At 67.2% G+C, this 23,947-nt stretch carries 22 protein-coding genes; 8 read left to right on the top strand and 14 right to left on the bottom strand.

Annotation, left to right across the window (positions count from 1 at the left end; translation table 11 throughout):
- Positions 1–10: 10 nt before the first annotated feature.
- The 3 genes from AC1Q6E_RS13995 to fdxA all read right to left on the bottom strand — a co-directional run bounded on the left by AC1Q6E_RS13995 (position 11) and on the right by fdxA (position 2,670).
- Complete coding sequence (locus AC1Q6E_RS13995; RefSeq protein WP_492572957.1) at positions 11–1,264, bottom strand: polyhydroxyalkanoate depolymerase; 1,254 nt, start codon at positions 1,262–1,264, stop codon at positions 11–13.
- Positions 1,265–1,360: 96 nt separating this feature from the next.
- Complete coding sequence (locus AC1Q6E_RS13990; RefSeq protein WP_152800183.1) at positions 1,361–2,170, bottom strand: ferredoxin--NADP reductase; 810 nt, start codon at positions 2,168–2,170, stop codon at positions 1,361–1,363.
- A 176-nt stretch (positions 2,171–2,346) separates the two neighbouring features.
- On the bottom strand, positions 2,347–2,670 hold the full coding sequence (gene fdxA, locus AC1Q6E_RS13985) for a ferredoxin FdxA (RefSeq protein WP_130361760.1): 324 nt from the start codon (positions 2,668–2,670) through the stop codon (positions 2,347–2,349).
- 215 nt (positions 2,671–2,885) lie between these two features.
- Here fdxA and panB point away from each other — a divergent pair, with 215 nt between their 5' ends.
- Positions 2,886–3,737, top strand: a complete 852-nt coding sequence (panB, locus tag AC1Q6E_RS13980; protein ID WP_152800184.1) for a 3-methyl-2-oxobutanoate hydroxymethyltransferase — start codon at positions 2,886–2,888, stop codon at positions 3,735–3,737.
- Positions 3,738–3,739: 2 nt separating this feature from the next.
- Entirely contained in the window at positions 3,740–4,939 is a 1,200-nt protein-coding gene (gene pncB, locus AC1Q6E_RS13975; protein WP_492572956.1) for a nicotinate phosphoribosyltransferase, read from the top strand.
- A 16-nt stretch (positions 4,940–4,955) separates the two neighbouring features.
- On the opposite strand, the gene AC1Q6E_RS13970 is transcribed toward pncB, so the two are convergent.
- The 9 genes from AC1Q6E_RS13970 to AC1Q6E_RS13930 form a co-directional block, all read right to left on the bottom strand.
- Positions 4,956–5,666: a branched-chain amino acid ABC transporter ATP-binding protein gene (locus AC1Q6E_RS13970; RefSeq protein WP_152800186.1), complete on the bottom strand. Its 711-nt coding sequence runs from the start codon at positions 5,664–5,666 to the stop codon at positions 4,956–4,958.
- Between the two features lie 28 nt (positions 5,667–5,694).
- Positions 5,695–6,441: an ABC transporter ATP-binding protein gene (locus AC1Q6E_RS13965; RefSeq protein ID WP_152800187.1), complete on the bottom strand. Its 747-nt coding sequence runs from the start codon at positions 6,439–6,441 to the stop codon at positions 5,695–5,697.
- Positions 6,438–7,484: a branched-chain amino acid ABC transporter permease gene (locus tag AC1Q6E_RS13960; RefSeq protein ID WP_492572955.1), complete on the bottom strand. Its 1,047-nt coding sequence runs from the start codon at positions 7,482–7,484 to the stop codon at positions 6,438–6,440. The genes AC1Q6E_RS13965 and AC1Q6E_RS13960 overlap by 4 nt, the downstream gene beginning before the upstream one ends.
- Before the next feature lie 21 nt (positions 7,485–7,505).
- A complete protein-coding gene (locus AC1Q6E_RS13955) occupies positions 7,506–8,375 on the bottom strand; it encodes a branched-chain amino acid ABC transporter permease (protein ID WP_152800189.1) in 870 nt (289 codons plus the stop codon).
- A 267-nt stretch (positions 8,376–8,642) separates the two neighbouring features.
- The gene (locus AC1Q6E_RS13950) at positions 8,643–9,782 is read right to left on the bottom strand and encodes an ABC transporter substrate-binding protein (protein WP_492572973.1); all 1,140 of its coding nucleotides are present in this window, start codon (positions 9,780–9,782) and stop codon (positions 8,643–8,645) included.
- 161 nt (positions 9,783–9,943) lie between these two features.
- Positions 9,944–10,819: an alpha/beta fold hydrolase gene (locus tag AC1Q6E_RS13945; RefSeq protein WP_492572954.1), complete on the bottom strand. Its 876-nt coding sequence runs from the start codon at positions 10,817–10,819 to the stop codon at positions 9,944–9,946.
- On the bottom strand, positions 10,816–12,405 hold the full coding sequence (locus AC1Q6E_RS13940) for a benzoate-CoA ligase family protein (RefSeq protein ID WP_492572953.1): 1,590 nt from the start codon (positions 12,403–12,405) through the stop codon (positions 10,816–10,818). Before AC1Q6E_RS13940 ends, AC1Q6E_RS13945 begins: the two co-directional genes overlap by 4 nt.
- Before the next feature lie 79 nt (positions 12,406–12,484).
- Positions 12,485–14,065, bottom strand: a complete 1,581-nt coding sequence (locus AC1Q6E_RS13935) for a 3,4-dehydroadipyl-CoA semialdehyde dehydrogenase (RefSeq protein WP_492572952.1) — start codon at positions 14,063–14,065, stop codon at positions 12,485–12,487.
- Positions 14,062–14,526 (bottom strand): 4-hydroxylaminobenzoate lyase, encoded by a 465-nt coding sequence (locus tag AC1Q6E_RS13930; protein WP_492572951.1) that lies wholly within the window; start codon positions 14,524–14,526, stop codon positions 14,062–14,064. Before AC1Q6E_RS13930 ends, AC1Q6E_RS13935 begins: the two co-directional genes overlap by 4 nt.
- Positions 14,527–14,698: 172 nt before the next feature.
- Here AC1Q6E_RS13930 and AC1Q6E_RS13925 point away from each other — a divergent pair, with 172 nt between their 5' ends.
- From AC1Q6E_RS13925 to AC1Q6E_RS13900, 6 genes are all read left to right on the top strand, one after another.
- Positions 14,699–15,628, top strand: coding sequence for a helix-turn-helix transcriptional regulator (locus tag AC1Q6E_RS13925; protein ID WP_492572950.1), 930 nt, complete (start codon positions 14,699–14,701; stop codon positions 15,626–15,628).
- Between the two features lie 293 nt (positions 15,629–15,921).
- The gene (gene boxC / locus AC1Q6E_RS13920; RefSeq protein ID WP_152800195.1) at positions 15,922–17,601 is read left to right on the top strand and encodes a 2,3-epoxybenzoyl-CoA dihydrolase; all 1,680 of its coding nucleotides are present in this window, start codon (positions 15,922–15,924) and stop codon (positions 17,599–17,601) included.
- Between the two features lie 33 nt (positions 17,602–17,634).
- Positions 17,635–19,062, top strand: coding sequence for a benzoyl-CoA 2,3-epoxidase subunit BoxB (gene boxB / locus AC1Q6E_RS13915; RefSeq protein WP_492572949.1), 1,428 nt, complete (start codon positions 17,635–17,637; stop codon positions 19,060–19,062).
- A 13-nt stretch (positions 19,063–19,075) separates the two neighbouring features.
- Positions 19,076–20,350: a benzoyl-CoA 2,3-epoxidase subunit BoxA gene (gene boxA, locus AC1Q6E_RS13910; protein ID WP_492572948.1), complete on the top strand. Its 1,275-nt coding sequence runs from the start codon at positions 19,076–19,078 to the stop codon at positions 20,348–20,350.
- Positions 20,351–20,355: 5 nt separating this feature from the next.
- Positions 20,356–21,141 (top strand): enoyl-CoA hydratase-related protein, encoded by a 786-nt coding sequence (locus tag AC1Q6E_RS13905; RefSeq protein WP_152800212.1) that lies wholly within the window; start codon positions 20,356–20,358, stop codon positions 21,139–21,141.
- Between the two features lie 187 nt (positions 21,142–21,328).
- Positions 21,329–21,781, top strand: a complete 453-nt coding sequence (locus AC1Q6E_RS13900; RefSeq protein WP_152800198.1) for a MaoC family dehydratase — start codon at positions 21,329–21,331, stop codon at positions 21,779–21,781.
- Between the two features lie 20 nt (positions 21,782–21,801).
- On the opposite strand, the gene AC1Q6E_RS13895 is transcribed toward AC1Q6E_RS13900, so the two are convergent.
- A complete protein-coding gene (locus tag AC1Q6E_RS13895) occupies positions 21,802–22,080 on the bottom strand; it encodes a DUF6587 family protein (RefSeq protein WP_152800199.1) in 279 nt (92 codons plus the stop codon).
- 17 nt (positions 22,081–22,097) lie between these two features.
- Positions 22,098–23,945, bottom strand: a complete 1,848-nt coding sequence (feoB, locus tag AC1Q6E_RS13890) for a ferrous iron transport protein B (RefSeq protein ID WP_152800200.1) — start codon at positions 23,943–23,945, stop codon at positions 22,098–22,100.
- Positions 23,946–23,947 lie beyond the last annotated feature (2 nt).

The raw sequence follows: 23,947 nt of genomic DNA, 5'->3' as shown, positions 1-23,947 counted from the left end.
TGGCGTCCGCTCAAGCAGCATCCTGGTGCTGGCGGATGAACTCGGCGATCTGCGGACAGATGACTTCGCGCCAGCGCCGGCCCGAGAAAATGCCGTAGTGCCCGCAGCGCGGCGCGGTGAAGTGGCGCTTGCGGTCGGCCGGGATGCCGCTGCACAGGTCCTGCGCGGCCTGGGTCTGGCCCGATCCCGAGATGTCGTCCAGTTCGCCCTCGATCGTGAACAGCGCCACCGACCGGATGTCCGATGGCTTGACCGGCTCCCCGTTCACTTTCCAGACGCCGCGCGGCAGTTCGAAATCCTGGAACACCGTGCGTATGGTGTCCAGGTAGTACTCGGCGGGCATGTCCAGGACCGCGTTGTACTCATCGTAGAAGCGGCGGTGCCCTTCGGCGTCGTCGTCGTCGCCGCGCACCAGGTCCAGGTAGAAGTCGTAGTGCGACTTCAGGTGGCGATCGGGATTCATGCTGACGAAGCCCGCGTGCTGCAGGAAGCCGGGATAGACCTTGCGGCCCGAGCCGGGGAAGCGCGGCGGCACGCGGTGGATGAGGGTGTTCTCGAACCAGGAGTAAGGCTTGGTCTTGGCGAGATTGTTGACTTGCGTGGGCGATTTGCGCGGGTCGATGGGGCCGCCCATCATGATCATGCTGCGCGGCAGCTTGGGGTCGTTGTCGGACGCCATCAGCGAGACCGCGGCCAGCACCGGCACCGTGGGCTGGCATACCGAGATCACGTGGACTTCGGGGCCCAACTGGCGGATGAAATCGCGGATGTAGTCGATGTAGTCGGCCAGGTGGAAGGGGCCGGCCGACTGCGGCACCATGCGCGCGTCGATCCAGTCGGTGACGTAGACGTCGTGCTCGGGCAGCAGCGCGCGCACGGTGTCGCGCAGCAGCGTGGCATGGTGGCCGGACAGCGGCGCCACCAGCAGCACCGTGGGATCGGGCTTGCGGCGGGCCGTGCTCTTGCGCGGCGACACCGGGGTGCGCACGAAATGCACGAGATTACAGAAGGGCCGGGCGGCGGCGATCTGCTCGGTTACCGTGGCCTCGGCACCGTCCAGCGTGGTGGTCGGCAGGTCCCAGGCCGGTTTCTCGTAGTCCTTGCCGAGCCGGTACAGCAGCTCGTAGCCGGCCGCCAGCCGCCGCGACAGCGGGGTGTAGGCAAGCGGGCTATAGGGGTTCGAGAACAACTGCGCCGAGGCGTCGGCGAAGTGGGCAAAAGGCGTCAACAGGGCGCGCTGCCATTCATGTAGTTGGTACAGCATCCTTGCTCCAGACCACGGGTGGGCAATCGATTCACCGGTAAACCGATTATATTGCATTGCACAATCGGTGTGTCGCGCCGGCCGCGCAACTCGGTGTCACCAATAGTTTTCGACGGCCAGATTGCCTGGTTTACCCCGGCGGGAGGCCCCGAAACCGCGATCCGCCAGCAATTTGCGCAAATCAGACACCATTTCGGGGTTGCCGCACAACATGATGCGTGAACGCGACGGATCCAGCGTGACGCCGGCCCGGCGCTCCAGTTCACCGTTGGCGATGAGCGTGGTGATGCGGCCGTCCAGGGCCCCCGGGACATGCTCGCGCGTGACCGAGGGCAGATAGATCAGCTTGCCGGGCTGCTCCCGGCAGAATTCGCCGAACACCTCGTGGTCGCGCAAGCCTTCTATGGTGTCCCGGTAGACCAGTTCCTCGGCCGTGCGCACGCTGTGGACCACGATCAGGTGGTCGTAGGTTTCCCAGACCTCCAGGTCCTGCAGGACGGAGACGAACGGGGCGAGGCCCGTGCCCGAGGCCAGCATCCACAGATCCTTGCCGCTGGGGAAGGCGGCCGTGGTCAGGAAGCCGAAATTGGTCTTGTCGACGTAGAGCTTGTCGCCCTCGCGCAGGTGTTCGAGCGCGCCGGTGAATTCGCCATCGGGCACGACGATGGAGAAGAACTCCAGGAAGTCGTCATAGGGCGCGGACACGATCGAATACGCCCGCCAGGCGATGCGGCGCCCCGATCCATCCTCGGCGTCCGGATCCGGCCGCTCGACGCCCAGCCGCGCGAACTGCCCCGGCACGAACCGGAAGCCGGGCGAACGCGTCGTGCGGAACGAGAAGAGCTTGTGCGGCACCCAGGTCTTGACCCAGGTAACCGTCTCGACGGTGTACTTCTTTTCAGACATCGATACATCAATTCCTGAGCGTTGGCTGGCAGGAGTACCCGCAACGGCTTGCGGACCACGTGCCAAAGAAACGCGGCGCTTCGCCAGCCTGGTTGTACCCCAGGGCACAGCGGATCCGGCTTTGCCGGTCCGCCAGTGCCGCCCCCCTGGGGGGGCGCGCGTAGCGCGTAGGGGGGTTACTTTTCCAGCAGATCCAGCTTGCCTTCCTTGTCCTTCCACTCGTCGGCGTCGGGCAGGGGCGGCTTGGTGCGCGTGATGCTGGGCCAGCTTTGCGACAGGTCGGCGTTGATCTGGATGAAATGCATCTGGTTGGCGGGGACGTCTTCCTCGGCCAGGATGGCATTGGCCGGGCATTCAGGGATACAGACGGCGCAGTCGATGCACTCGTCGGGATCGATCACCAGGAAGTTCGGGCCTTCGCGAAAGCAGTCGACCGGGCAGACGTCCACGCAATCGGTGTATTTGCACTTGATGCAGTTCTCGGTGACGACGTGAGTCATAGGCGGCTCCAGGACGATGCTGGATAAAAGTTCAGATCAGCCCGTGATTTTACCGGACTCGCGCGGTTCGGCAGGCCATTCCCCTTAAAGGGCCATGGGCGTGGGCCCGGCCCTTGCTGTACTTGCCCCTTCTGGCGGGCGGCCTTGGGCAGGGGTAAGTCCTCTCTTGTGCTATTTTCTTTGGTTACACAACAGGCATCCCTGGAGACCGTACGATGCGATCCACCCTGAACGTCCTGCGCAAGAAGCTTGCCGCGGGGCGGAAGATTTCCATGCTGACGTGCTACGACGCCGGTTTCGCCAAGGTCATGGAGGATGCGCAGGTCGATTGCATCCTGGTGGGCGACACGCTGGGCATGCTCGTGCAGGGTAGGGATTCGACGCTGCCGGTCCTGTTGCAGGACATCGCCTACCACGTCTCCTGCGTGGCGCGCGGGTCCCGGCGTCCGTTCCTGCTGGCCGACATGCCTTTCGGCACCTACCAGGAAAGCCCCCAGCAGGCGCTGCGCAACGCCGTGACGCTGATGCAGGCGGGCGCGCAGATGGTCAAGATCGAAGGCGGGGCCGAACTGGCGCCCACCATCGAACTGCTGACCCGCAGCGGCATTCCCGTCTGCGGCCACATCGGCCTCTTGCCGTCCCACGTGCATGCCCTGGGCGGCTATCGCGTGCAAGGCAAGGAAGACGCCGAGGCGCGCCGCATCGTGGCCGACGCCCGGGCGGTCGAGGCGGCCGGCGCCGCCATGATGGTGATCGAGGCCGTTCCCGATCCCGTCGCCCGCCAGGTGTGCGAGGCGGTGCAGTTGATCACCATCGGCATCGGCGCTTCGGTGGCGTGTTCGGGCCAGGTGCTGGTCCTGCACGACATGCTGGGGCTCACGCCCACGCCCGCCAAGTTCGTCAAGAATTACATGGTGGGGGCGCCCGCCGGCGGCGATGCCGTGCTGCAGGCCTTCCGGCGCTATGCGCAGGAAGTCGAGACCGGCGCTTTTCCCGGCGTGGAGCACGTCTACGGCATGAGCGCCGGCAACATCGGCACCCCCTACGGCAACCAGAGCGGTTCGTAGCCATGATCATCACGTCTTTGCTGGATACCGACCTCTACAAGTTCACGATGATGCAGGTCGTCCTGCATCAGTTCCCGGCGGCGCAGGTCGAGTACAAGTACAAGTGCCGGACCCCGGGAATAGACTTGCATCCCTATGTGGACGAGATCCGCGAAGAAATCGACGCGCTGTGCGAGCTGCGCTTCACCCAGGAGGAACTGGACTACCTCGGCGGCATGCGCTTCATCAAGAGCGATTTCGTCGACTTCCTGAGGCTGTTCCACCTGCCCAGGCGCTGCATCTCGGTGGCCAAGTCGCAGTCGCCCGGAGAACTCGAGATCACCGTGCAGGGGCCCTGGCTCCACACCATCCTGTTCGAGATCCCGGTGCTGGCCATCGTCAACGAGGTCTATTTCCGCAACAACCACCTGGTGCCGGCCTATGGCGAAGGCCGCCAGCGCCTGATGAGCAAGGTGGAACTGGTGCGCGGCGACCCAGCCCTGCGCGACTTCCACATCGCCGACTACGGCACCCGCCGCCGTTTCTCCAAGGCCTGGCACGAGGAAGTCATCATCACGCTGAAAGACCAGATGCGGGAGAACTTCTCGGGCACCAGCAACGTGTACTTCGCGATGAAGCACGGGCTGACACCGCTGGGCACCATGGCGCACGAATACCTGCAGGCCTGCCAGGGCCTGGGGCCGCGCCTGCGCGACTCGCAGATCTACGGTTTCGAGGTCTGGGCGCGCGAATACCGCGGCGACCTGGGCATCGCGCTGTCCGACGTCTACGGCATGAGCGCCTTCCTGCGCGACTTCGACATGTATTTCTGCAAGCTGTTCGACGGCGCGCGGCACGACTCGGGCGACCCCTTCACCTGGGGCGAGCGCCTGCTCGATCACTACAAGCAGAATCGCGTGGACCCCCGCACCAAGATACTGGTGTTCTCGGACGGCCTGACCTTCCCACTGGCGATCAGCCTGGCCAAGCATTTCGCGGGGCGCTGCATCACCGCCTTCGGCATCGGCACCAACCTGACCAACGACCTGAGCTACCAGCCCTTGCAGGTGGTCATGAAGATGGTCAAGTGCAACGGCCAGCCGGTGGCCAAGGTGTCCGATACGCCCGAGAAGACCATGTGCGAGGACAAGGCCTACCTGGCGTATTTGCGGCAGGTGTTCGAGATCCCGCCCGAGCAGGTGGGCGAGACCGCCGACGACTGAGGGGCGGCGCCTTCGGCTACACCCCCAGGTAGCGGCTGAGCGCCTCGGGCCGGCGCGCGAGATCCCGGGCCTGGCCTTCCAGCACCATGCGGCCCTTCTCCATGACCACGAGGCGGTCGGAGTTGGCCATGACCATCCGGTAGTTGCGGTCCACCACCAGGGTGGCGAGGCCGCTGCGTCGGATGTCGCCGATCACCCGCCAGATCTCGGCCACGATCAGCGGCGCCAATCCTTCGGTGGCCTCGTCCAGGATGACGGCGCTGGGGTTGGTCATCAGCGCGCGGCCGATGGACAGCATCTGCTGTTCGCCGCCCGAGAGCTGCCAGCCCAGGTTGCCCATGCGTTCGGTCAGACGGGGAAAGGTGGCCAGCACGCGTTCCAGCGTCCAGTCGGACCGGCCGTCGAGGCCGCGCCGCGCCGCCATCACGAGGTTCTCCTTCACGGTCAGGTTGGGGAAGATGCCCCGCCCCTCGGGCACGTAGGCGATGCCGGCCTTGGCCGCTTCGTAGGGCTTGCCGCGCGACAGGTCGCGGCCGCCTATCGAGATGCGCCCGTCGCGCTGCTTGACGTGGCCCAGCAGGGTGCGGATCAGGGTGGATTTCCCCATGCCGTTGCGTCCCAGCAGGCCGACGGTTTCCCCGCGCCCCAGGCGGAAATCCACCCCGTGCAGGATATGGCTGCTGCCGTACCAGGCGTGTACCTGGCTGGCGTCGATGAGCGCTTCCATCTGTCTTCCTTTTCTCCGGACGCCGGATTCAGTGGGCCGAGCCCAGGTAGGCTTCCTGGACGTCCGGGTTGTTGCGCACGTCGGCCGGCAGGCCGCTGGCGATGGGGCTGCCGTTGACCATCACGGTGATGTCGTCCGCCACGGCGAACACCGCGTCCATGTCGTGTTCGACCAGCAGGATGGCATGGCCCTCCCGCAGCCGCCGCAGCAGCGCCAGCATGCGTTCGGATTCCTCCGCGCCCATGCCGGCCAGCGGCTCGTCCAGCAGCAGCACCGTGGGCGACGTGGCGAGGCACATCGCCACTTCCAGCTGGCGTTTCTGGCCGTGCGACAGGCTGGCGGCGGTCTTGTCGGCCACCGTGGCCAGCCCGGCCCGCTCCATCACTTCGTCGGCGCGTTCGCGGCTGGCACGGCAGCCCTGGGCCGACTGCCAGAACTGCCAGGGGCGCTGCGTCCGCGCCTGCGCGGCCAGCCGGCAGTTCTCGCGCACGGTCAGTGGCAGGAAGATGGTGTTGCGCTGGTAGCTGCGTCCGATGCCGGCCTGCGCCCGGCGGGGCTGGGACCAGCCGGTGATGTCGCGGCCATGCAGGCGGACGTGGCCGGCCGTGGGCGGCAGTTCGCCGGACAGCAGGTGGATGAGTGTCGACTTGCCCGCGCCATTGGTGCCGATCACGGCATGGATGCGGTCGGGCGCGAGCGACAGCGAGACGTTGTCGATGGCCTTGAGCGCGCCGAAGTGGCGGCTCAGGCCCCGGGCTTCCAGCACTGCTTTCATGTCGTCTGCTCCGTGGCCGAGGAGGGCGTGGAGGAAGTGTCGCCGCGGGCGGTCGCGGCGGGCGGCGCCAGCGGCCGGGGACGGCCGCGGTGCGGCAGGCGCAGGCGCGAGAAACCGCCCGCCAGGCCCTGGGGCATCCATGCGACGGCCAGGATGATGAAGCCCCCCATCAGCAACTGCCAATGCTTGGTCAGGTCCTGGAACCACTCGGCCAGCAGGACGAAGGCGAAGGCGCCGATCACCGCGCCCGCCAGGCTGCCGAGCCCGCCCAGGATGATCATCAGCAGGGCATTGCCGGACTGGTGCCAGGACACCAGCTCGGGATTGACGTAGCCGTGCTGGGTGGCATACAGGAAGCCCGCCAGCCCCGCCAGCGCGCCACCCAGGGTGAAGCTGGCGAGCTTGTAGGCAAGGGTGTTGTAGCCGGCCGCCCGCATGCGTGGTTCGTTGTGCTTGATGCCGACCAGCGCATGGCCCAGGCGCGATCGCAGCACCAGTCCCAGCACGGCCAGCGTCAGCGCCAGCCCGGCCAGCGTGAACCAGTAGAATTGCGGCGCCTGATCCAGGTCGACCAGGCCGCGGCCGGCCAGCGTGAAGGCCGGCTTGTTGTAGATGTAGGTCCCGTCGCTGCCGCCGAAGGCTTCGACGTCGTGGAACACGAAGTACACCAGTTGGCCGAAGGCCAGCGTGACCATGATGAAGTAGATGCCGCGCGTGCGCATCACCAGGAGGCCGATCGCCAGCGCCAGCAGCGCCGCGCAGCCCACCGCCGCCAGCAGCAGCAGCCAGCCGTTGCCGGCTTCGTAGCGGGGCGTGAACATCGCCACCGCATACGCCGCCGCCCCGAAATAGGCCGCATGCCCCAGGCTGACGAGTCCCGTGTAGCCCACCAGCAACTGCAGGCTCAGCGCGAAGATCGCCATGATCAGCACCTTGGCGCCGAGCTCGACGTGGAACGGCGTGCCGATCGGCTCGGGCAGCAGCGGCAGCAAGGCCAGCACCGCCAGCGCCACGATCCACGCAATAAGGGAAGAAGCTTTCATTCCACGTTCCAATAGGGGGAATCAAGTGCCCTGTTTGAAGAGGCCTTCGGGCTTCCACAGCAGGATGGCGGCCATCAGCACGTAGATCAGCGCGCCGGCGGCCTGCTGCCAGAACACCTTGCCGAAGGTGTCGACGAAGCCGATCAGCAGCGAGGCGACCAGCGCGCCCTTGATCGAACCGATGCCGCCGATGACCACGACCACGAAACAGATGATGAGCACCGACCCGCCCATGCCCGGATACACCGAGGACACCGGCGCCGCGATCATGCCCGCCAGGACCGCGATGGCCACGCCCACCGCGAAAACGATGCGATACAGCAGCGAGATATTGATGCCCAGCGACTGCACCATCTCGCGGTTGGTGGCCCCGGCACGCACCATCATGCCGAGCCGCGTTTTCTTGAGCGCCACGTACATCGCCACGGCCAGCAGCACGCACACGCCCGAGATGAACAGGCGGTAGACCGGGTAGGTCATATCGTTGCCGATGGCGATGCCGCCCTCCAGCCAACCCGGCACCGGCACCCCGTGGACGTCGTCGCCGACCAGGATGCTGCGCATTTCCTCGAACACCAGGATCAGCCCATAGGTCATCAACACCTGCTGCAAGTGTTCGCGTTCATACAGGAAGCTGAAGAAACACCACTCCAGCACATACCCGAACGCCACCGCCAGCACCACGCCCAGCGCCAGCGCCAGCACGAAATTGCCGGTCAGCGACGACAGCGAGAACGCCATGTAGGCGCCGACCATGTAGAAACTGCCGTGCGCCAGGTTGATCACGCCCATGATCCCGAAGATCAGCGTCAGCCCGCTGGCGATCAGGAACAGCAGCAACCCATACTGCACGCTGTTCAAACATTGAATAAGAAACGTCGTCAAATCCATCCCACGCTCCGTATAGAACCCACCCGTACGCCCTTCGGGCGCCCCCTCAGGGGGGCGAAACTGGCGGACTGGCAACGCCAGATCCGCGTTTTCCTGGATCCAGCAAAAGTCTCTTGGTTGCTGTGCCGATACTACCGCTGGCAGCCAGCGATAGCACCGGCGCCACAACCCAAGAAACCGGCACCAGACCCAGGATGCGGTGGATCCGGCTTTGCCGGTCCACCCGCATCGCCCCCTGGGGGGCGCGCGTAAGCGCGTAGGGGGGGGTCACATCCTGCAGCCCCGGGCGGGATCGGCCAGCGCCTTGACCGCCACGCTCACCAGCTGGTTGGTCTTGTTCTCGACCTTGCGCAGGTAGATGTCCTGGATCGGGTTGTGCGCCTTGGACATCGTGAAGGGGCCGCGCGGGCTGTCGATCTTGGCCTGTTCCATGCCCTTGACGACGGCGTCGCGCTTGCTGATGTCGCCGCCCGCGGCCTTCAGGCCGGCAGCCAGCAACTGGGCGGCGTCATAGCCTTGCACCGCATAGACGTCCGGTTGCAGCTTGTAGGTCTTGGCGTACTCGGCGCGGAAGGCCTTGTCCTTGGGCAGGGTCAGGCCGTCGGCGTAGTGCAGCGTGGTCAGCAGGCCGTCGGCCGCGGCGCCCTGCGCTTCCAGCGTGCCGTCGGTCAGGAAGCCGGCGCCGTACAGCGGGATCTTGTCCTTCAGGCCCGCCGCCGCGTAGTCCTTGACGAACTTGACCGCGCCGCCGCCGGCGAAGAACACGTAGACCGCGTCGGGCTTGAGCGCGGCGATCTCGGTCAGGAGCGCCTGGAATTCCACGTTGGGGAAGGGCAGGTTCAATTGCTTGATGACCTTGCCGCCCTTGGACTCGAAGCCTTCCTTGAAGCCGTTGGTGGACTCGTCGCCCGCCGCGTATTTCCAGCTGAGCGTGACGGCGGTCTTGTGCTTGAGCTGGGTGGCGGCCACCAGCCCCATGGCGTAGGCCGGCTGCCAGTTGCTGAACGACGAACGGAAGATGTTGGGCGCGCACAGCGGGCCGGTGACGTCGTCGGCGCCGGCATTGGGGATGATGAGCAGCGTCTTGTTGTCCTTGGCGACCTTGGCCATGGCCATCGCGACGCCGGAGTGCACGGTCCCGACCAGCACATCGACCTGGTCGCGCTTGACGAGCTTGTTGGCGTTGTCCGAACCCTTGGCCGGATCGGACTCGTCGTCCACCTTGAAGTATTCGATCTCGCGTCCGGCCAGCTTGCCGCCCTGTTCCTGCACGTACAGGCGGAAGCCGTTCTCGATGGCGGTGCCCAGGGCCGAGTAGGTGCCGGTGTAGGGCAGCATCAGGCCGACCTTGACCTTGCCGGGAGCCTGGGCGCCAGCGGGTACCGCCAGGCATGACGCGGCCATCATGGCGGCGGCGAGGACGGTGAATTTGCGTTTGGAAGCGTTCATCGCGAGTCTCCTGGTGGGCGGCCGTGCTGCATGGTCGGGCTGCCCTGTTCTTGGTGGAAAAAGTCGATGCGCCATGCGGGTGCGCATCGTTGCTGGCGTCCGGCAGGCCGGACAAGGTGCTACGTGCGGTGGCGCCGCATGAACGCCACGCTTGCCTCGATCAGCCGGGCCGGCTGGTCGCGATGCGGCGAATGGCCGCAGTCGTCCAGCTTGAGCAGCTCGGCGTGGGGAACCTCCTGGGCGATGCCGTCTATCTGGGCCATGGAGCCGTATTCGTCGTCATGGCCCTGCACCGCCAATACCGGACAGCGTATGGTGGACAGCAGCGCTTGGATGTTCCAGTTCTTGAATTCCGGGTTCAGCCAGACGTCGTTCCAGCCCCAGAAGGCGGAGTCCGGGTCGGCGTGATAGCGCGCGAGCTTGCTGCGCAGGTCGGTCGTGACGTAGCCGTCGCGCGCCTGCTGGATACTGGCCAGCGTGACGGGCTCGACGAACAGGTGGGGCGCGGCCACGATCAGTCCGCCCACGCGGCCGGGGCAGGCCGCCGCATGCAGCAGCGCGATCGATCCGCCGTCGCTGTGCCCGTACAGCCAGGGCGGGTCGGCCCGGGTGTCGTGGCCGATCGCCGCGAAGAAGGCAGGCAGGAAATCGCGCGCCTGGCGATGCATGAAATCGACCGGCCATTTCTCGTGCCCGGGGCGGGGACTGGACTGGCCATAGCCCCAGCGCGACAGGACCAGGCCCCGGCAGCCGGCGGCTTCGCACAGCGCATAGGGGAAGTCCTTCCACATCGTGACCGACCCCAGTCCTTCGTGCAGGAACACGAGCAGGGGCTGGCGGGTCCGCTGGGGCGCGATGAGCACGTATTCGATGTCGTGCCGCATGCCGTCCCACGAAACGTCGGCGAATCGTACGGGCAACCCTTCGGCGATGTCGGAGACAGGGGCGGCGGCGGGCCGGGCCGAGCCGGCGTTCAGGGGCGCGCGCGAACTCATGCGTGGGCCTCCCGGGACGCGGCCTCCTGCTCGCGCAGGCGGAAGCGCTGGATCTTGCCGGTTGCGGTCTTGGGCAGATCGCCGACGAATTCGATCTGGCGGGGATACTTGTGGGGCGCCAGCCTCGACTTCACGAACGCCTTCAGGTCGGCGGCCAGGGCATCGCTCGCCTGCTGGCCGGGCTTGACCACCACATAGGCCTTGGTCTTGGTCAGGCCCTCGGCATCGGCCACGCCGATCACGGCGGCTTCCAGCACGGCCGGGTGCTGCACCAGCGTGGCTTCGACCTCGAACGGCGACACGTACTGGCCGCTGACCTTCAGCATGTCGTCGCTGCGGCCGGCGTAGGTGTAGTAGCCGTCGGCGTCGCAGCTGTATTTGTCGCCGCTCTTGGTCCATGCGCCCAGGAAGGTCTCGCGGCTCTTCTCGCGATTGTTCCAGTACATGAGCGCCGAGCTGGGGCCGCGTATGTAGAGATCGCCGATGTCGCCGGCCGCCACCGGCTTGCCGTCTTCGCCGCGCAGTTCCACCTCGTAGCCGTCGACCGGCTTGCCCGTGGTGCCGTAGTGCACGTCGCCCGAGCGGTTGGAAATGAAGATGTGCAGCATTTCGGTGGAACCGATGCCGTCGATGATTTCGCAGCCGAAGTGCGCGGTGAAGCGTTCCCCGATGTCCTGGGGCAGCGCCTCGCCGGCCGACGAACACAGGCGCAGGGAGACCAGGGCGCGAGGCGGCAGCGCGGCGCTGGCCAGCATGCCGGCATAGCCGGTGGGCGCGCCGCAGAAGATGGTGGGGCGCAGCCGGGTCAGCCGCTCGAAACAGGCTTCGGGAGTGGGGCGCTCGGCCATCAGGATCACCGATGCGCCGACGCTGAGCGGGAAGGTCAGGGCGTTGCCCAGGCCGTAGGCGAAGAACAGCTTGGCGGCCGAGAACACGACGTCATCCTCGCGCATGCCCAGCACGGGCTTGGCATACAGCTCCGCCGTCCAGTATGGGTTGCCATGCGTGTGCACCGTGCCCTTGGGCTTGCCGGTGGATCCGGACGAATACAGCCAGAACGCGGGCTCGTCGGCCAGCGTGGGGGCGGGGGCCGCGAGCGGTTCGTGTCCGGCCAGCCAGTCGTCGAAGTCCAGCGTGCCGCCCACCTCGGCGTCGGAGCCGTCGCGCGAGACGACGATGTGGCGCACGCCGTGGCGGCACGCGCCAAGCGCCGCCGAGAGCTTGGGCAAGAGGGCGCGCGAGACGAGCACGGCACGGGCCCGGCTGTGTTCCAGCATGTAGCCGTAGTCCGCGGGCGTGAGCAGCGTGTTGACCGCCACCGGCACGACGCCGGCATAGAGCGCGCCGAGGAAGGTGACGGGCCAGTCCGTGCAGTCGTTCATCAGCAGCAGGACGCGGTCCTCGGGCCGGATGCCCAGGCCCAGCAGGGCGCTGGCGGCGCGGCGGGCTTTCTCGTCCAGTTCGCCGTAGGTCAACTGGCCGCGGTCGTCGATGTACGCGGTCTTGGCGGCGCGTCCGGCATTGATCGCCAGCAGGTGGCCGGCGAAATTGAATTCCGTCGGCGGGGCGGAGCAATCGGCAGGCATGATGGTCTCCTCGTTCATGCAATCGGGCGAGAAACCTCCGGCGGCCTCTGGTCGGGCCTGGTGCCGGCGGCTTCCTGTGTCAATGTCCTGGCGCGCTCCACGTCGGCGCGGCGCCGTCCAGGAGGTCCGTCACGGCGCCGGCGCCCTGGATGGCCGCTCGGCGATGGTAGAAACCCAGTGCCCGCAAGCCGCCCAGCTCTTCGCCTCCGCCGGCCCGTCCGGGACCGCCGTGCAGCGACATGGGCATGACGTTGCCGTGGCCCGTGTGGACGGCGGCGGCCTCGGGCGTGACGACGTGCAGGCGTCCATGGCTGTCGGCCAGCGCGAGGGCGGCTTGGCCCGCCAGCGCGGCGTCGGCCGTGTAGATCGACGCTACCAGCGATCCCTGGCCGAGGCGTATCTGTTCCAGCGCGTCGGGCAATCCTTCATAGGGCAGCAGCGTGGCCACCGGACCGAATACTTCGATGTCGTGCACGACGCCGGCGGCTTCGCGGCGGGAGGCGCCCAGCAGCGTGGGGCCGATACAGGCGGCCACGGCCGGATCGGCATCCAGCAGCGGGACCGCCGCGCCATCGTGCAGCACCTCCGCGTGGCGGCGCAGGGCCGCCGTGCCTGCCCGCACGTTTTCCCACTGCTGGCGGCTGGCCAGAGAGCCCATGCGGACCGCCTCGTTGCGCGGATTGCCCACGGTGATGCGTGCCAGCTTCGCGGCGATGGCTTCGCCGGCCGCCGCGTAGCAGGATGCCGGCACGAAAACGCGCCGGATGGCCGTGCACTTCTGCCCCGCCTTGACCGTCATTTCGCGCACCACTTCGCGTACCAGCAGGTCGAAGGAGTCGGAGCCGGGTTGTGCATCGGGCAGCAGCAGGGCGCTGTTCAGGCTGTCGGCCTCGATGTTGACGCGCACCGAGCGGCGCACGATGGCGTCGTGCGAGCGGATGAGCGCCGCGGTGTCGGCCGAGCCGGTGAACGACACCACGTCGAAGGGCTGCAAGGGCGACAGCAGCCCCCGCGCGCCGCCACAGACGACGGACAGCGCGCCCGCCGGCAGGATGCCCGCGGCGATCACGTCGGCGACCATCGCCTGCGTCAGCCAGGCGGTGGCGGTAGCGGGCTTGGCGACCACCGGCACGCCCGAGAGCAGCGCCGGCGCGGCTTTTTCCCATAGCCCCCAGGCGGGGAAGTTGAAGGCGTTGATGAACAGGGCGAGGCCGCGCGTCGGCACCCGCACGTGGCGGCTGAGGAACGAGCCGTCCTTGGCCATGGGGACGGTTTCGCCGTCCGCCAGCCAGTGTCTGTCGCCCAGCGACGCGCCCCAGCGGGCGTATTGGCCCAGGGTGAAGATGGCGCCGTCGATGTCGACGGCGGAGTCCGGTCTCGTGGTGCCGGAGTTGGCCTGCGCGATGTCGAAGTAGCGGTCGCGGTTGGCCTTGAGCGCCTCCACGATCGAGGACAGCAGGGCGGCGCGCTGAGCATAGGTCATGGCGCGCAGCGCCGGGCCGCCTTCGTCGCGGGCGTAGGCATAGGCCGCTTCGAGATCCAGGCCCGTGCTGGAGACGCGGACCAGTTCCGTGCCCAGGACGGGATCGAAGAGCGGCGTGCCCGGGTCGCCGCCGGTTTGCCAGCGGCCCGCCAGATGATTGGGAAGCAGTTCGGTCATGTCCGGGTGAACTCGATGGCGCCCTCGGGCAGCAGGTAGAGGACCAGCGCGCGGCCGCCCGCGACGGTGGGGCGGTGGGCGCTGCCGGGGGGGTAGACCTTCCAGCCCGCGGGAGTGCCGTCGAAGCGGGCGCCCGGGGTCTGGGGCATGACCATGTCGATTTCGCCGTTGGGATGGACGTGGTGGGGGCCGGCCAGATCGGTCATGTCGACGACGTCCACGGAGAAACCGGCGGAGTCGGGGCCGGGCTTGACCGCGCGGCCGTAGCGTATGCCGTCCGCCTCCCGGTTGCAGAGCCACCCCTGGACCACGCCGGACTCACAGGCGCGGGTCATGTCGCGGAACCAGTCCGTGTCCGGGCCATGGTGGCGGTTGAGGTGGTCCTCCAGCGCGGCGTCCACGGGGTGTCCGGCAATGGACTGAGTTATCGTCTTTACCAGGGATTCAAATGAATCGCGCATGAACTCATCTCCTCAGGCATACTGGACTTCATGTCGCGGCATTCTTTGTCATGAAGTATCGTGCATGTCCATGTGTCGAGACAATACGCGGCATGTTTGGGTCGTGTCAAAAAGAATCTGCATCCTGCGGGTAAGTCCCAGGGGGTGCGCATCATCTTGCGGGTAAGGTCCGATGAAAGAAGAGGCGGTTTCCGAAGCGGGGCAGGCCGCGGCCAATGACGCGCCGGCCAAGGAACCTTTCTTGGTGACGCTGGGGGAACGAGTACGGACGCTGCGGGCCCGGCGTGGCCTGACCCGCAAGGCCACGGCCTCGGCCGCCGGCATTTCCGAGCGGCATCTCGCCAATCTGGAGCTGGGGACGGGCAATGCCTCCATCCTGATACTGCTGCAGGTCTCCCAGGCCTTGCAGTGTTCGCTGGCCGAGGTCCTGGGCGACGTCACCACCACCAGCCCGGAATGGCTGCTGATCCGCGAGTTGCTCGAAGGGCGCTCCGATGCCGATCTCCATCGCGCCCGCAATACCCTGACGGAAATGTTCGGTTCGCGCGGCGACAATCATTCGCGCCTGTCCCGTATCGCCCTGGTCGGGCTGCGGGGGGCGGGCAAGTCCACGCTGGGCCGGATGCTGGCCGAGGACCTGGGCTACACCTTCATCGAGCTGAGCCGGGAAATCGAGAAAGTGGCCGGTTGCAGCATCGTCGAAATCCATTCGCTGTACGGCGCCAATGCCTATCGCCGCTATGAGCGGCGGGCGCTGGAGGAGACCGTGCAGATCCATCCCGAGGTCGTGATCGCCACGCCGGGCGGCCTGGTGTCGGACGTCTCGACCTTCAACCTGCTGCTGTCGCATTGCTATACGGTCTGGCTGCAGGCCGATCCCGAGGATCACATGCGCCGGGTCGTGGCCCAGGGCGATTTCCGCCCCATGTCGGGCAGCCGCGAGGCCATGGACGATCTCAAGCGCATCCTGGCCGGCCGGGCCGCGTTCTACGCCAAGGCCGATGCCCGCTACAACACCAGCGGGCACGCGCTGGAAGAGGCTTTCGCCGGCCTGCGTTCGCTGGTACGAGGCGCGGCGGGCATGGTGGACTGGACGATGTGACCCCCTCTACGCGCTTGCGCGCGCCCAGCATGGCGAGCCCCCGGCCGCCGCGCGGCAGCCCCCCGAGGGGGCGGCCCGGCGCCGGGTCCCGGGGGCGGCACTGGCGGACCGGCGGAGCCGGATCCGCGGTTTCCTGGGCCTAGGGGGGGGCTGTCCGGGGTCGGGAGGTTTGGTTGTCTGATTCGTCAGGGTTGATCCTAGTTGGCGGGAGCTTGACGCGCTTGGGTGCATGAACTATCTTTCATTCAACTGCTAGTTGATGCACTAAGATGCATAAACGTCGAGGAGATGTCATGAGCAATGCCGTTCAGGTCGATCAGGCTCCCGGGAAGGTGGACTACCGTACGGATCCGTCCCGCTACCGGCACTGGAAACTGAGTTTCGAGGGGGCCGTGGCGACGCTGGGGCTGGATATCGCCGAGGATGGCGGGTTGCGGCCGGGGTACCGGCTCAAGCTCAATTCCTATGACCTGGGCGTGGACATCGAGCTGCACGATGCCCTGAACCGCATCCGCTTCGAGCATCCCGAGGTGCGCGCGGTGGTGGTCACCAGCATGAAAGACCGGATTTTCTGTTCTGGCGCCAACATTTTCATGCTGGGGTTGTCGACCCACGCCTGGAAGGTGAATTTCTGCAAGTTCACCAACGAGACCCGCAACGGCATCGAGGACTCCAGCCGTCATTCCGGCCTGAAGTTCCTGGCCGCCATCAATGGCGCCTGCGCCGGCGGTGGCTATGAGTTGGCGCTGGCCTGCGACGATCTGGTGCTGATCGACGACAAATCCTCGTCGGTGTCGCTGCCCGAGGTTCCGCTGCTGGGTGTGCTGCCCGGCACCGGCGGCCTGACCCGCGTGACCGACAAGCGCCACGTGCGCCATGACCTGGCGGACATTTTCTGCACGACCAGCGAAGGCGTGCGCGGCCAGCGCGCGGTGGACTGGCGGCTGGTCGATTGCGCCCCCAAGCCTTCGCAATTCGCCCAGGTGGTGCAGGAGCGCGCGCAGCGGCTGGCCGGGGCCAGCGACCGGCCGGCCGGCGCCCAGGGCGTGGCCCTGGTCCGCGTCGAGCGCGCCGAAGAGGCCGATGCGCTGCGCTACCGCTACGTGGACGTGCGGATAGACCGCGCCAACCGCAGCGCCGTGTTCACCGTCAAGGCCCCGGACACGGCGCAGCCCGAGGACGTGGACGGCATCGTCGCGGCCGGCACGGCCTGGTGGCCGATGGCGATGGCGCGAGAACTGGACGACGCCATCCTGCACATGCGCACGAACGAACTGGACATCGGCACCTGGCTGCTCAAGACCCAGGGCGATGCCGCCGGGGTGCTGGCTTGCGACGCCACCCTCCAGCGTCACGCCGGCCACTGGTTCGTGCGCGAGGTCACGGGGCTTCTGCGCCGGACGCTGGCGCGGCTGGACGTTTCGTCGCGTTCGCTGTTCGCGCTGATCGAGCCGGACTCGTGCTTCGCCGGCACGCTGGCCGAACTGGCCTTCGCCGCCGACCGCGCCTATATGCTGGCGCTGCCCGACGAGCCCGGACGGGCGCCGCGGCTGACGCTGTCGGAACTGAATTTCGGCGCCTATCCCATGGTCAACGGCCAGTCCCGCCTGGCCCGCCGGTTCTACGAGGAGGCCGGGCCGCTCGCCGCCGCCCGCGCGCAGATCGGCAAGGCGCTGGACGCGGATGCCGCCTGCGCCCTGGGCCTGGTGACCGCGGCGCCGGACGACATCGACTGGGCCGACGAGATCCGCATCGCCATCGAAGAGCGCGCCGCGATGTCGCCGGATGCGCTGACCGGGTTGGAGGCCAATTTGCGCTTCGCCAGCAAGGAAACCATGGAAACCCGGATTTTCGGCCGCCTGAGCGCGTGGCAGAACTGGATCTTCAACCGGCCGAACGCGGTGGGGGAAAAAGGCGCCTTGAAGGTGTACGGCAAGGGTGAGAAAGCGGCCTTCGATCTGAATCGAGTGTAACCATCCCGCAGTCCGGACCAACGGAGTCGAGACATGTCCAGCATCAACTACAGCGAGAAGATTCCCAACAACGTCAACCTGTCGGAGGACCGCACGCTGCAGCGCGCGCTGGAACAATGGCAGCCGAACTTCCTGAGCTGGTGGGGCGACGTGGGGCCGGAAGGAAGCACGAACTACGACGTCTACCTGCGCACCGCCATCAGCGTCGATCCGCAGGGCTGGGCCCAGTTCGGCCACGTGAAGATGCCGGATTACCGCTGGGGCATCTTCCTGAACCCGGCCGAGAAGGAGCGCAAGATCCATTTCGGCGACCACATGGGCGAGGCCGCGTGGCAGGACGTGCCGGGCGAGCATCGTGCCAACCTGCGCCGCATCATCGTCACGCAAGGCGACACCGAGCCGGCTTCGGTCGAGCAGCAGCGCCACCTGGGCCTGACCGCGCCGTCCATGTACGACCTGCGCAACCTGTTCCAGGTCAACGTCGAGGAAGGCCGCCACCTGTGGGCCATGGTCTACCTGCTGCACCGCTATTTCGGCCGCGACGGCCGCGAGGAAGCCGAAGCGCTGCTGGACCGCCGCTCGGGCGACCAGGACAATCCCCGCATCCTGGGCGCCTTCAACGAGCGCACCCCGGACTGGCTGTCCTTCTTCATGTTCACGTATTTCACCGACCGCGACGGCAAGTTCCAGTTGAGCGCGCTGGCCGAGTCGGGCTTCGATCCGCTGGCACGCACGACCAAGTTCATGCTGACCGAGGAAGCGCACCACATGTTCGTGGGCGAGTCGGGCGTCTCGCGCGTGATCCAGCGCACCTGCGAGGTCATGAACCAGCTCAAGACCGACGATCCGGCCCGCATCCGCGCGGCCGGCGTGATCGATTTCGGCACCATCCAGCGTTACCTGAATTTCCACTACAGCGTGACGATCGACCTGTTCGGCGCCGACGAGTCGTCCAATGCCGCGGCTTTCTACAGCTCCGGACTGAAAGGGCGCTACGAGGAAGGCAAGCGCACCGACGACCACCGGCTGCGCAACGAAAACTACAAGGTGCTGGAAGTGCGTGACGGCAAGCTGGTCGAGAAGGACGTTCCGATGCTGAACGGCCTGAACGAAGTCCTGCGCGACGACTATATCAAGGACTCGATGGCGGGCGTGGGCCGCTGGAACAAGGTGATCGAGAAGGCCGGCATCCCCGTGCGGCTGACCGTGCCGCACAAGGCCTTCAACCGCCAGATCGGCATGCTGTCGGGCGTGCGCATTTCGCCCGAGGGCCAGGTCGTGTCGCAGGCCGAGTGGGATGCGAAGAAGGCCCAGTGGCTGGCTACGCCGGAAGACCGCGCCTTCGTCGCTTCGTTGATGGGGCGCGTGGTCGAACCGGGCAAGTTCGCCAACTGGATCGCGCCTCCGGTCATGGGTATCAATCGCCAGCCGGTGGACTTCGAGTACATCCGGTTCAACTGAGCAGCCCCTCATCATGGATACGCCAGTCCAGACGGTCGTCATCAAGCAGCACCTGATCGACCCGGAAATCTGCATACGCTGCAACACCTGCGAAGCGACGTGTCCCGTCGACGCCATCACGCACGATGACAACAACTATGTCGTGCGGGCCGACGTGTGCAACAGTTGCATGGCCTGTGTGCCGCCCTGTCCCACGGGGGCGATCGACAACTGGCGTTCCGTTCCGAAGTCCGCCGCCTACGGCATCGAGGAGCAGTTCACCTGGGACGAACTCCCGGGCGAGCTGACCCCCGACCAGTTGGCGGCGGCGGGCGCGGAAACGATGGAGGAAGAGGCGGTCCGGCTGGAAGCGCCGGCTCCGGCCGCTTCGGCTTCCGACGAGTCGGCGTTCAACTCGGGAGCTTTCGGCGCCGCCACGCCCCCGTGGTCCGCCGCCCATGCCTATACGAATCTGTATGGCCCGCGCAGTCCGATCGCGGCCACCGTGGTCGGCAACGTGCGGGTCAACGAGCCCGGCACGCAGAATGAGACCCACCATATCGTGCTGGATTTCGGCTCGCTGCCGTTTCCGGTGCTGGAGGGGCAATCCATCGGCATCGTGCCGCCCGGGGCCGATGCCCAGGGCAGGGCGCACCATGCGCGCCAGTATTCCGTCGCCAGCCCTCGCAATGGCGAGCGGCCCGGCTACAACAACGTTTCGCTCACCGTCAAACGCGTGACGGCCGACCACCAGGGCAATCCTGTACAGGGTCTCTGTTCGAACTACGTATGCGATCTGAAGGTAGGCGACAAGGTCCAGGTCATCGGTCCCTTCGGCGCTTCGTTCCTGATGCCCAACCATCCGCGTTCGCACATCGTGATGATCTGCACCGGGACCGGCAGCGCGCCCATGCGGGCGATGACGGAATGGCGGCGCCGGTTACGCGGGAAGGGGCGGTTCGAGAGCGGCAGGCTGATGCTGTTCTTCGGCGCCCGCACCAAGGAAGAACTGCCTTATTTCGGCCCGCTGATGAGCCTGCCCAAGGATTTCATCGACATCAACCTGGCGTTCTCGCGCGCGCCGGGCGCGCCCAGGCGCTACGTCCAGGACCTGATGCGCGAGCGCGCCGCCGATCTGGCCGAACTGCTGCAGGACGCCAACACCCATTTCTATGTCTGCGGGCTCAAGAGCATGGAGGAGGGCGTGGTCATCGCCCTGCGCGACGTGGCCCTGCAAGCGGGACTGAACTGGGAGAGCATTTCCGGCGCCCTGAAACGCGAAGGCCGCCTGCACCTCGAGACCTACTGATGCCCATGGACACATTGCAGATGATCCGCCACGCATCGGGCGTGGTCGACGTGCGCATGGCGCGGCCCGAGGTCTTCAACGCCTTCGACGAGCGGATGATCGAAGAACTGGCCCGGGTCTTCGCCGGGCTGGGCCAGGACGAGGCCGCGCGCGTGGTCGTGCTTTCCGGGGAAGGCAAGGCGTTCAGCGCGGGCGCGGACCTGCAATGGATGCAGCGCGCGAGCCAGGCCAGCGCGGAATGGAACCTGGAGGACGCGCGGCGTTTCGCCGCCATGCTGGAGACCATCGCGTCCTGTCCCAAACCGACGATCGCCCGTGTCCACGGTGTGGCGCTGGGCGGCGGCGTGGGGCTGGCCTGCGCCTGCGACATGGCGGTGGCCAGCAGCGATGCCCGCTTCGCCGCCAGCGAGGCCCGCTTTGGCATCCTGCCCGCCGTCATCAGTCCCTATCTCGTCAATGCCGTGGGCAAGCGCCACGCGCTGCGCCTGGCGCTGACCGCCTCGCGCATCGACGCGCAGGCGGCGCTGCAAATGGGCATGGTGCAGCAGGTGGTCGACGCCGCCGACCTGGACGCGGCGGTCGAGGCGATCGCGGCCGAACTGCTGGCCAACGGACCCCAGGCGCAGGCCGAGATCAAGGCCTTGTTCAGGCAACTGGAAGTCGGCCCCGTCACCCCCGAGGTGCGCGAGCTGACCGCCCGCACGATCAGCCGCGTGCGCGGCACCGACGAGGCGCGCGAGGGCTTCGCCGCCTTCCTGGCCAAGCGGCCCGCGGCCTGGATCCGGCAATAGTCATACGCCGGAGAGCAATAATTGCCTGTTCCCTGGCCGTGGATGCCCAGGACGTCCGCATCGACCTTGGCAATGATGCCGTGGCCGGACTCGTGCTGGGCCCGGCGGCCTTGACCGAGAAGCGTCCGCCGCGTTCCGGCGCCTGAGCGGCGGCTGACGGGGCGTCAACAACGAGGAGAACGACTCAATGAAGTTTGCCGATTTCCACCCGGGCATGATCATCGAAGCCGGCCCCCGGCGGATCGAGGAAGCGGAGATGCTGGCCTTCGCCCGCAGCTACGATCCGCAGTGGTTCCACGTGGATGGCAAGGCCGCGGGCCAGGGGCGGTTCGGCGCGCTGATCGCCAGTGGATGGCAGACCTGCGGCATCGCGATGGACCTGGCCGTCAGGGCGGCGCTGCACGACTCCGAGTCGTTCGCCTCGCCGGGCGTGGAGCAGGTGCGCTGGCCCCATCCGGTGCTGGCGGGAGATGAATTGCGGCTGCGTGCCGAAGTGCTCGAGGCGAGGACCTCGCGCAGCCGGCCCGAACTGGGCGTGCTGCGCTGGCGCTGGCATCTGTTGAATCAGGACGGCAAGGAAGTCCTGGAGTTGACGGCCACAAGCCTGTTCGACCTGAAGCCCGAGGCATCGCGGGGCTGACCGGGAGCCCCGTTTCGACGTTACTTTCTTGCGTGGACCTGGACCGTCTTGGTTTCACCGGGGCCGCAAGTTCCGCATGTTCCGCAGCCGCTGCCGCATCCCGCGTCGGGCGCGGCGGCGCCCAGTTTCCTGCCCAGTGCCCGCAGCCACGCGGCCTGGCCCGGACGGTCCATGCGCAGCGCCAGCCACGACTGCATGCGCATGCGCGTCTTGGGCGCGAAGCGGCCGAAGGCCCTGATGGCGCAGGCGGCGACGATCAGTGCCACCAATGCGATCTCGAACAGGGAATAGGCGCTCATGGAAGCCTCCGGGGAAATCAGGTCAGCATCCTCGTCACCTGGTAGGTGATGAATGATGCGAGGTAAGCCAGTCCGAACAGATAGCCCGCGGTCAGCGCGACGATCTTCCAGGAATTCGTTTCGCGCCGGATCACGGCCAGCGTGGACAGGCACTGCGGCGCGAAGATGAACCAGGCCAGCAGCGAGAACGCGGTCGCCAGCGGCCATTGGGCGGCGATCAGCGGCGTCAGCAGGGTCGAGGCCGCCTCGTCGTCGGCGGCCGACAGCGCGTACACGGTAGCCAGCGCGCCCACCGCGACTTCGCGCGCGGCCAGGCCGGGGATCAGCGCGATGGAGATCTGCCAGTTGAAACCGATGGGCGCGAACACGGTCTGCAGGGCTTCCCCGATGCGGCCGGCGAAGCTGTATTCGATCGCCGGGCCGGTGGCGCCCTCGGGCGGGCCGGGGAAGCTGGACAGGAACCAGATCAGCACGGTCAGCGCCATGATGATGCCGCCCACGCGCGCCAGGAAGATGCGCGCCCGCTCGACCAGGCCGGTGGCCACGTCGCGCAGGTTGGGAATGCGGTAGGAGGGCAGTTCCAGCAGCAGCGAGTGTTCGGCCCTGTCCCGGCGCAGCAGCTTCATGACCCAGGCCACCGCCAGCGCGCTGACGATCCCGGCCACGTACAGCGCGAACAGCGTGACGCCCTGCAAGTTGAAGATGCCCAGCACCGTGTGGTTGGGGATGAAGGCGCCGATCAGCAGCGTGTAGACGGGCAGGCGCGCCGAGCAGGTCATCAGCGGCGCGACCAGGATGGTCGCCAGCCGGTCGCGGGGGTCCTGGATGGTGCGCGTGGCCATGATGCCGGGGATCGCGCAGGCGAAGCTCGACAGCAGCGGGATGAAGGAGCGCCCGGTCAGCCCGGCGCCCACCATCATGCGGTCCAGCAGGAAGGCCGCGCGTGGCAGATAGCCCGATTCTTCCAGCAGCAGGATGAAGAAGAACAGGAACAGGATCTGCGGCAGGAACACCAGCACGCTGCCGGCGCCGGCGATGATGCCGTCCACCAGCAGGCTGTTGAGCAGGCCTTCGGGCAGGGTTTCGCCCACCCAGCCGCCCAGGGCCGAGACCGAGGTCTCGATCAGGTCCATGAGCGGTTCCGCCCACGAGAACACCGCCTGGAACATCAGGAACATGATGGCGGCCAGCGTGACGAGCCCCAGCACGGGATGCAGGACCCAGCGGTCGAGGGCGTCGTCGATGGCGGCCGTGCGCCGGGGCATGGTCACGGCTTCGCGCAGCAGCCCGTTGACCGCCTGGTGCAGGTCGGCACCGGCGGGCAGTGCCGGCGGCGCGGCGGGCATGTCGCCGTCGATGCGGGCAAGCAGCTGCGCCGCGCCGTCGCGCTTGATGGCGACCGTCTCGACGATGGGGATGCCCAGCGCCTGCTGGAGCTTGTCGCGGTCGATCCGGATGCCGCGCTTGGCGGCGGCGTCGACCATGTTGAGCGCCAGGACCATGGGCAGCCCCAGCCGCTGCAGTTCCAGCACGAAGTGCAGATGCAGGCGCAGGTTGGTCGCGTCCACCACGGCCACCAGCAGGTCCGGCCGGCGCTCGCCCGCGAAGTTGCCCAGGCAGACGTCGCGGGTGATCGCTTCGTCGGGGCTCGTGGCATGCAGGCTGTAGGCGCCGGGCAGGTCCAGCACGCTGACCTGCGCGCCGGAGGGCGTGACCAGCCGGCCCTCCTTGCGCTCGACGGTGACGCCGGCATAGTTGGCCACCTTCTGGCGGCTGCCCGTCAGCAGGTTGAACAGAGCGGTCTTTCCGCAATTCGGGTTGCCGACCAGGGCAACGCGCAGATTCGACAAGGTAGTGGTGGACATCG

The organism is Pigmentiphaga sp. MLSB6-MA01, from assembly GCF_058793475.1.
The sequence above is the reverse complement of the archived record's forward strand: the minus strand, read 5'-3'. Positions and strand labels throughout refer to the sequence as shown.

Coding starts and splice junctions, on each gene's coding strand:
- AC1Q6E_RS13995 (WP_492572957.1), bottom strand. CDS start 1,264: ATGCTGTACCAACTACATGAATGGCAGCGCGCCCTGTTGACGCCTTTT.
- AC1Q6E_RS13990 (WP_152800183.1), bottom strand. CDS start 2,170: ATGTCTGAAAAGAAGTACACCGTCGAGACGGTTACCTGGGTCAAGACC.
- fdxA (WP_130361760.1), bottom strand. CDS start 2,670: ATGACTCACGTCGTCACCGAGAACTGCATCAAGTGCAAATACACCGAT.
- panB (WP_152800184.1), top strand. CDS start 2,886: ATGCGATCCACCCTGAACGTCCTGCGCAAGAAGCTTGCCGCGGGGCGG.
- pncB (WP_492572956.1), top strand. CDS start 3,740: ATGATCATCACGTCTTTGCTGGATACCGACCTCTACAAGTTCACGATG.
- AC1Q6E_RS13970 (WP_152800186.1), bottom strand. CDS start 5,666: ATGGAAGCGCTCATCGACGCCAGCCAGGTACACGCCTGGTACGGCAGC.
- AC1Q6E_RS13965 (WP_152800187.1), bottom strand. CDS start 6,441: ATGAAAGCAGTGCTGGAAGCCCGGGGCCTGAGCCGCCACTTCGGCGCG.
- AC1Q6E_RS13960 (WP_492572955.1), bottom strand. CDS start 7,484: ATGAAAGCTTCTTCCCTTATTGCGTGGATCGTGGCGCTGGCGGTGCTG.
- AC1Q6E_RS13955 (WP_152800189.1), bottom strand. CDS start 8,375: ATGGATTTGACGACGTTTCTTATTCAATGTTTGAACAGCGTGCAGTAT.
- AC1Q6E_RS13950 (WP_492572973.1), bottom strand. CDS start 9,782: ATGATGGCCGCGTCATGCCTGGCGGTACCCGCTGGCGCCCAGGCTCCC.
- AC1Q6E_RS13945 (WP_492572954.1), bottom strand. CDS start 10,819: ATGAGTTCGCGCGCGCCCCTGAACGCCGGCTCGGCCCGGCCCGCCGCC.
- AC1Q6E_RS13940 (WP_492572953.1), bottom strand. CDS start 12,405: ATGCCTGCCGATTGCTCCGCCCCGCCGACGGAATTCAATTTCGCCGGC.
- AC1Q6E_RS13935 (WP_492572952.1), bottom strand. CDS start 14,065: ATGACCGAACTGCTTCCCAATCATCTGGCGGGCCGCTGGCAAACCGGC.
- AC1Q6E_RS13930 (WP_492572951.1), bottom strand. CDS start 14,526: ATGCGCGATTCATTTGAATCCCTGGTAAAGACGATAACTCAGTCCATT.
- AC1Q6E_RS13925 (WP_492572950.1), top strand. CDS start 14,699: ATGAAAGAAGAGGCGGTTTCCGAAGCGGGGCAGGCCGCGGCCAATGAC.
- boxC (WP_152800195.1), top strand. CDS start 15,922: ATGAGCAATGCCGTTCAGGTCGATCAGGCTCCCGGGAAGGTGGACTAC.
- boxB (WP_492572949.1), top strand. CDS start 17,635: ATGTCCAGCATCAACTACAGCGAGAAGATTCCCAACAACGTCAACCTG.
- boxA (WP_492572948.1), top strand. CDS start 19,076: ATGGATACGCCAGTCCAGACGGTCGTCATCAAGCAGCACCTGATCGAC.
- AC1Q6E_RS13905 (WP_152800212.1), top strand. CDS start 20,356: ATGGACACATTGCAGATGATCCGCCACGCATCGGGCGTGGTCGACGTG.
- AC1Q6E_RS13900 (WP_152800198.1), top strand. CDS start 21,329: ATGAAGTTTGCCGATTTCCACCCGGGCATGATCATCGAAGCCGGCCCC.
- AC1Q6E_RS13895 (WP_152800199.1), bottom strand. CDS start 22,080: ATGAGCGCCTATTCCCTGTTCGAGATCGCATTGGTGGCACTGATCGTC.
- feoB (WP_152800200.1), bottom strand. CDS start 23,945: ATGTCCACCACTACCTTGTCGAATCTGCGCGTTGCCCTGGTCGGCAAC.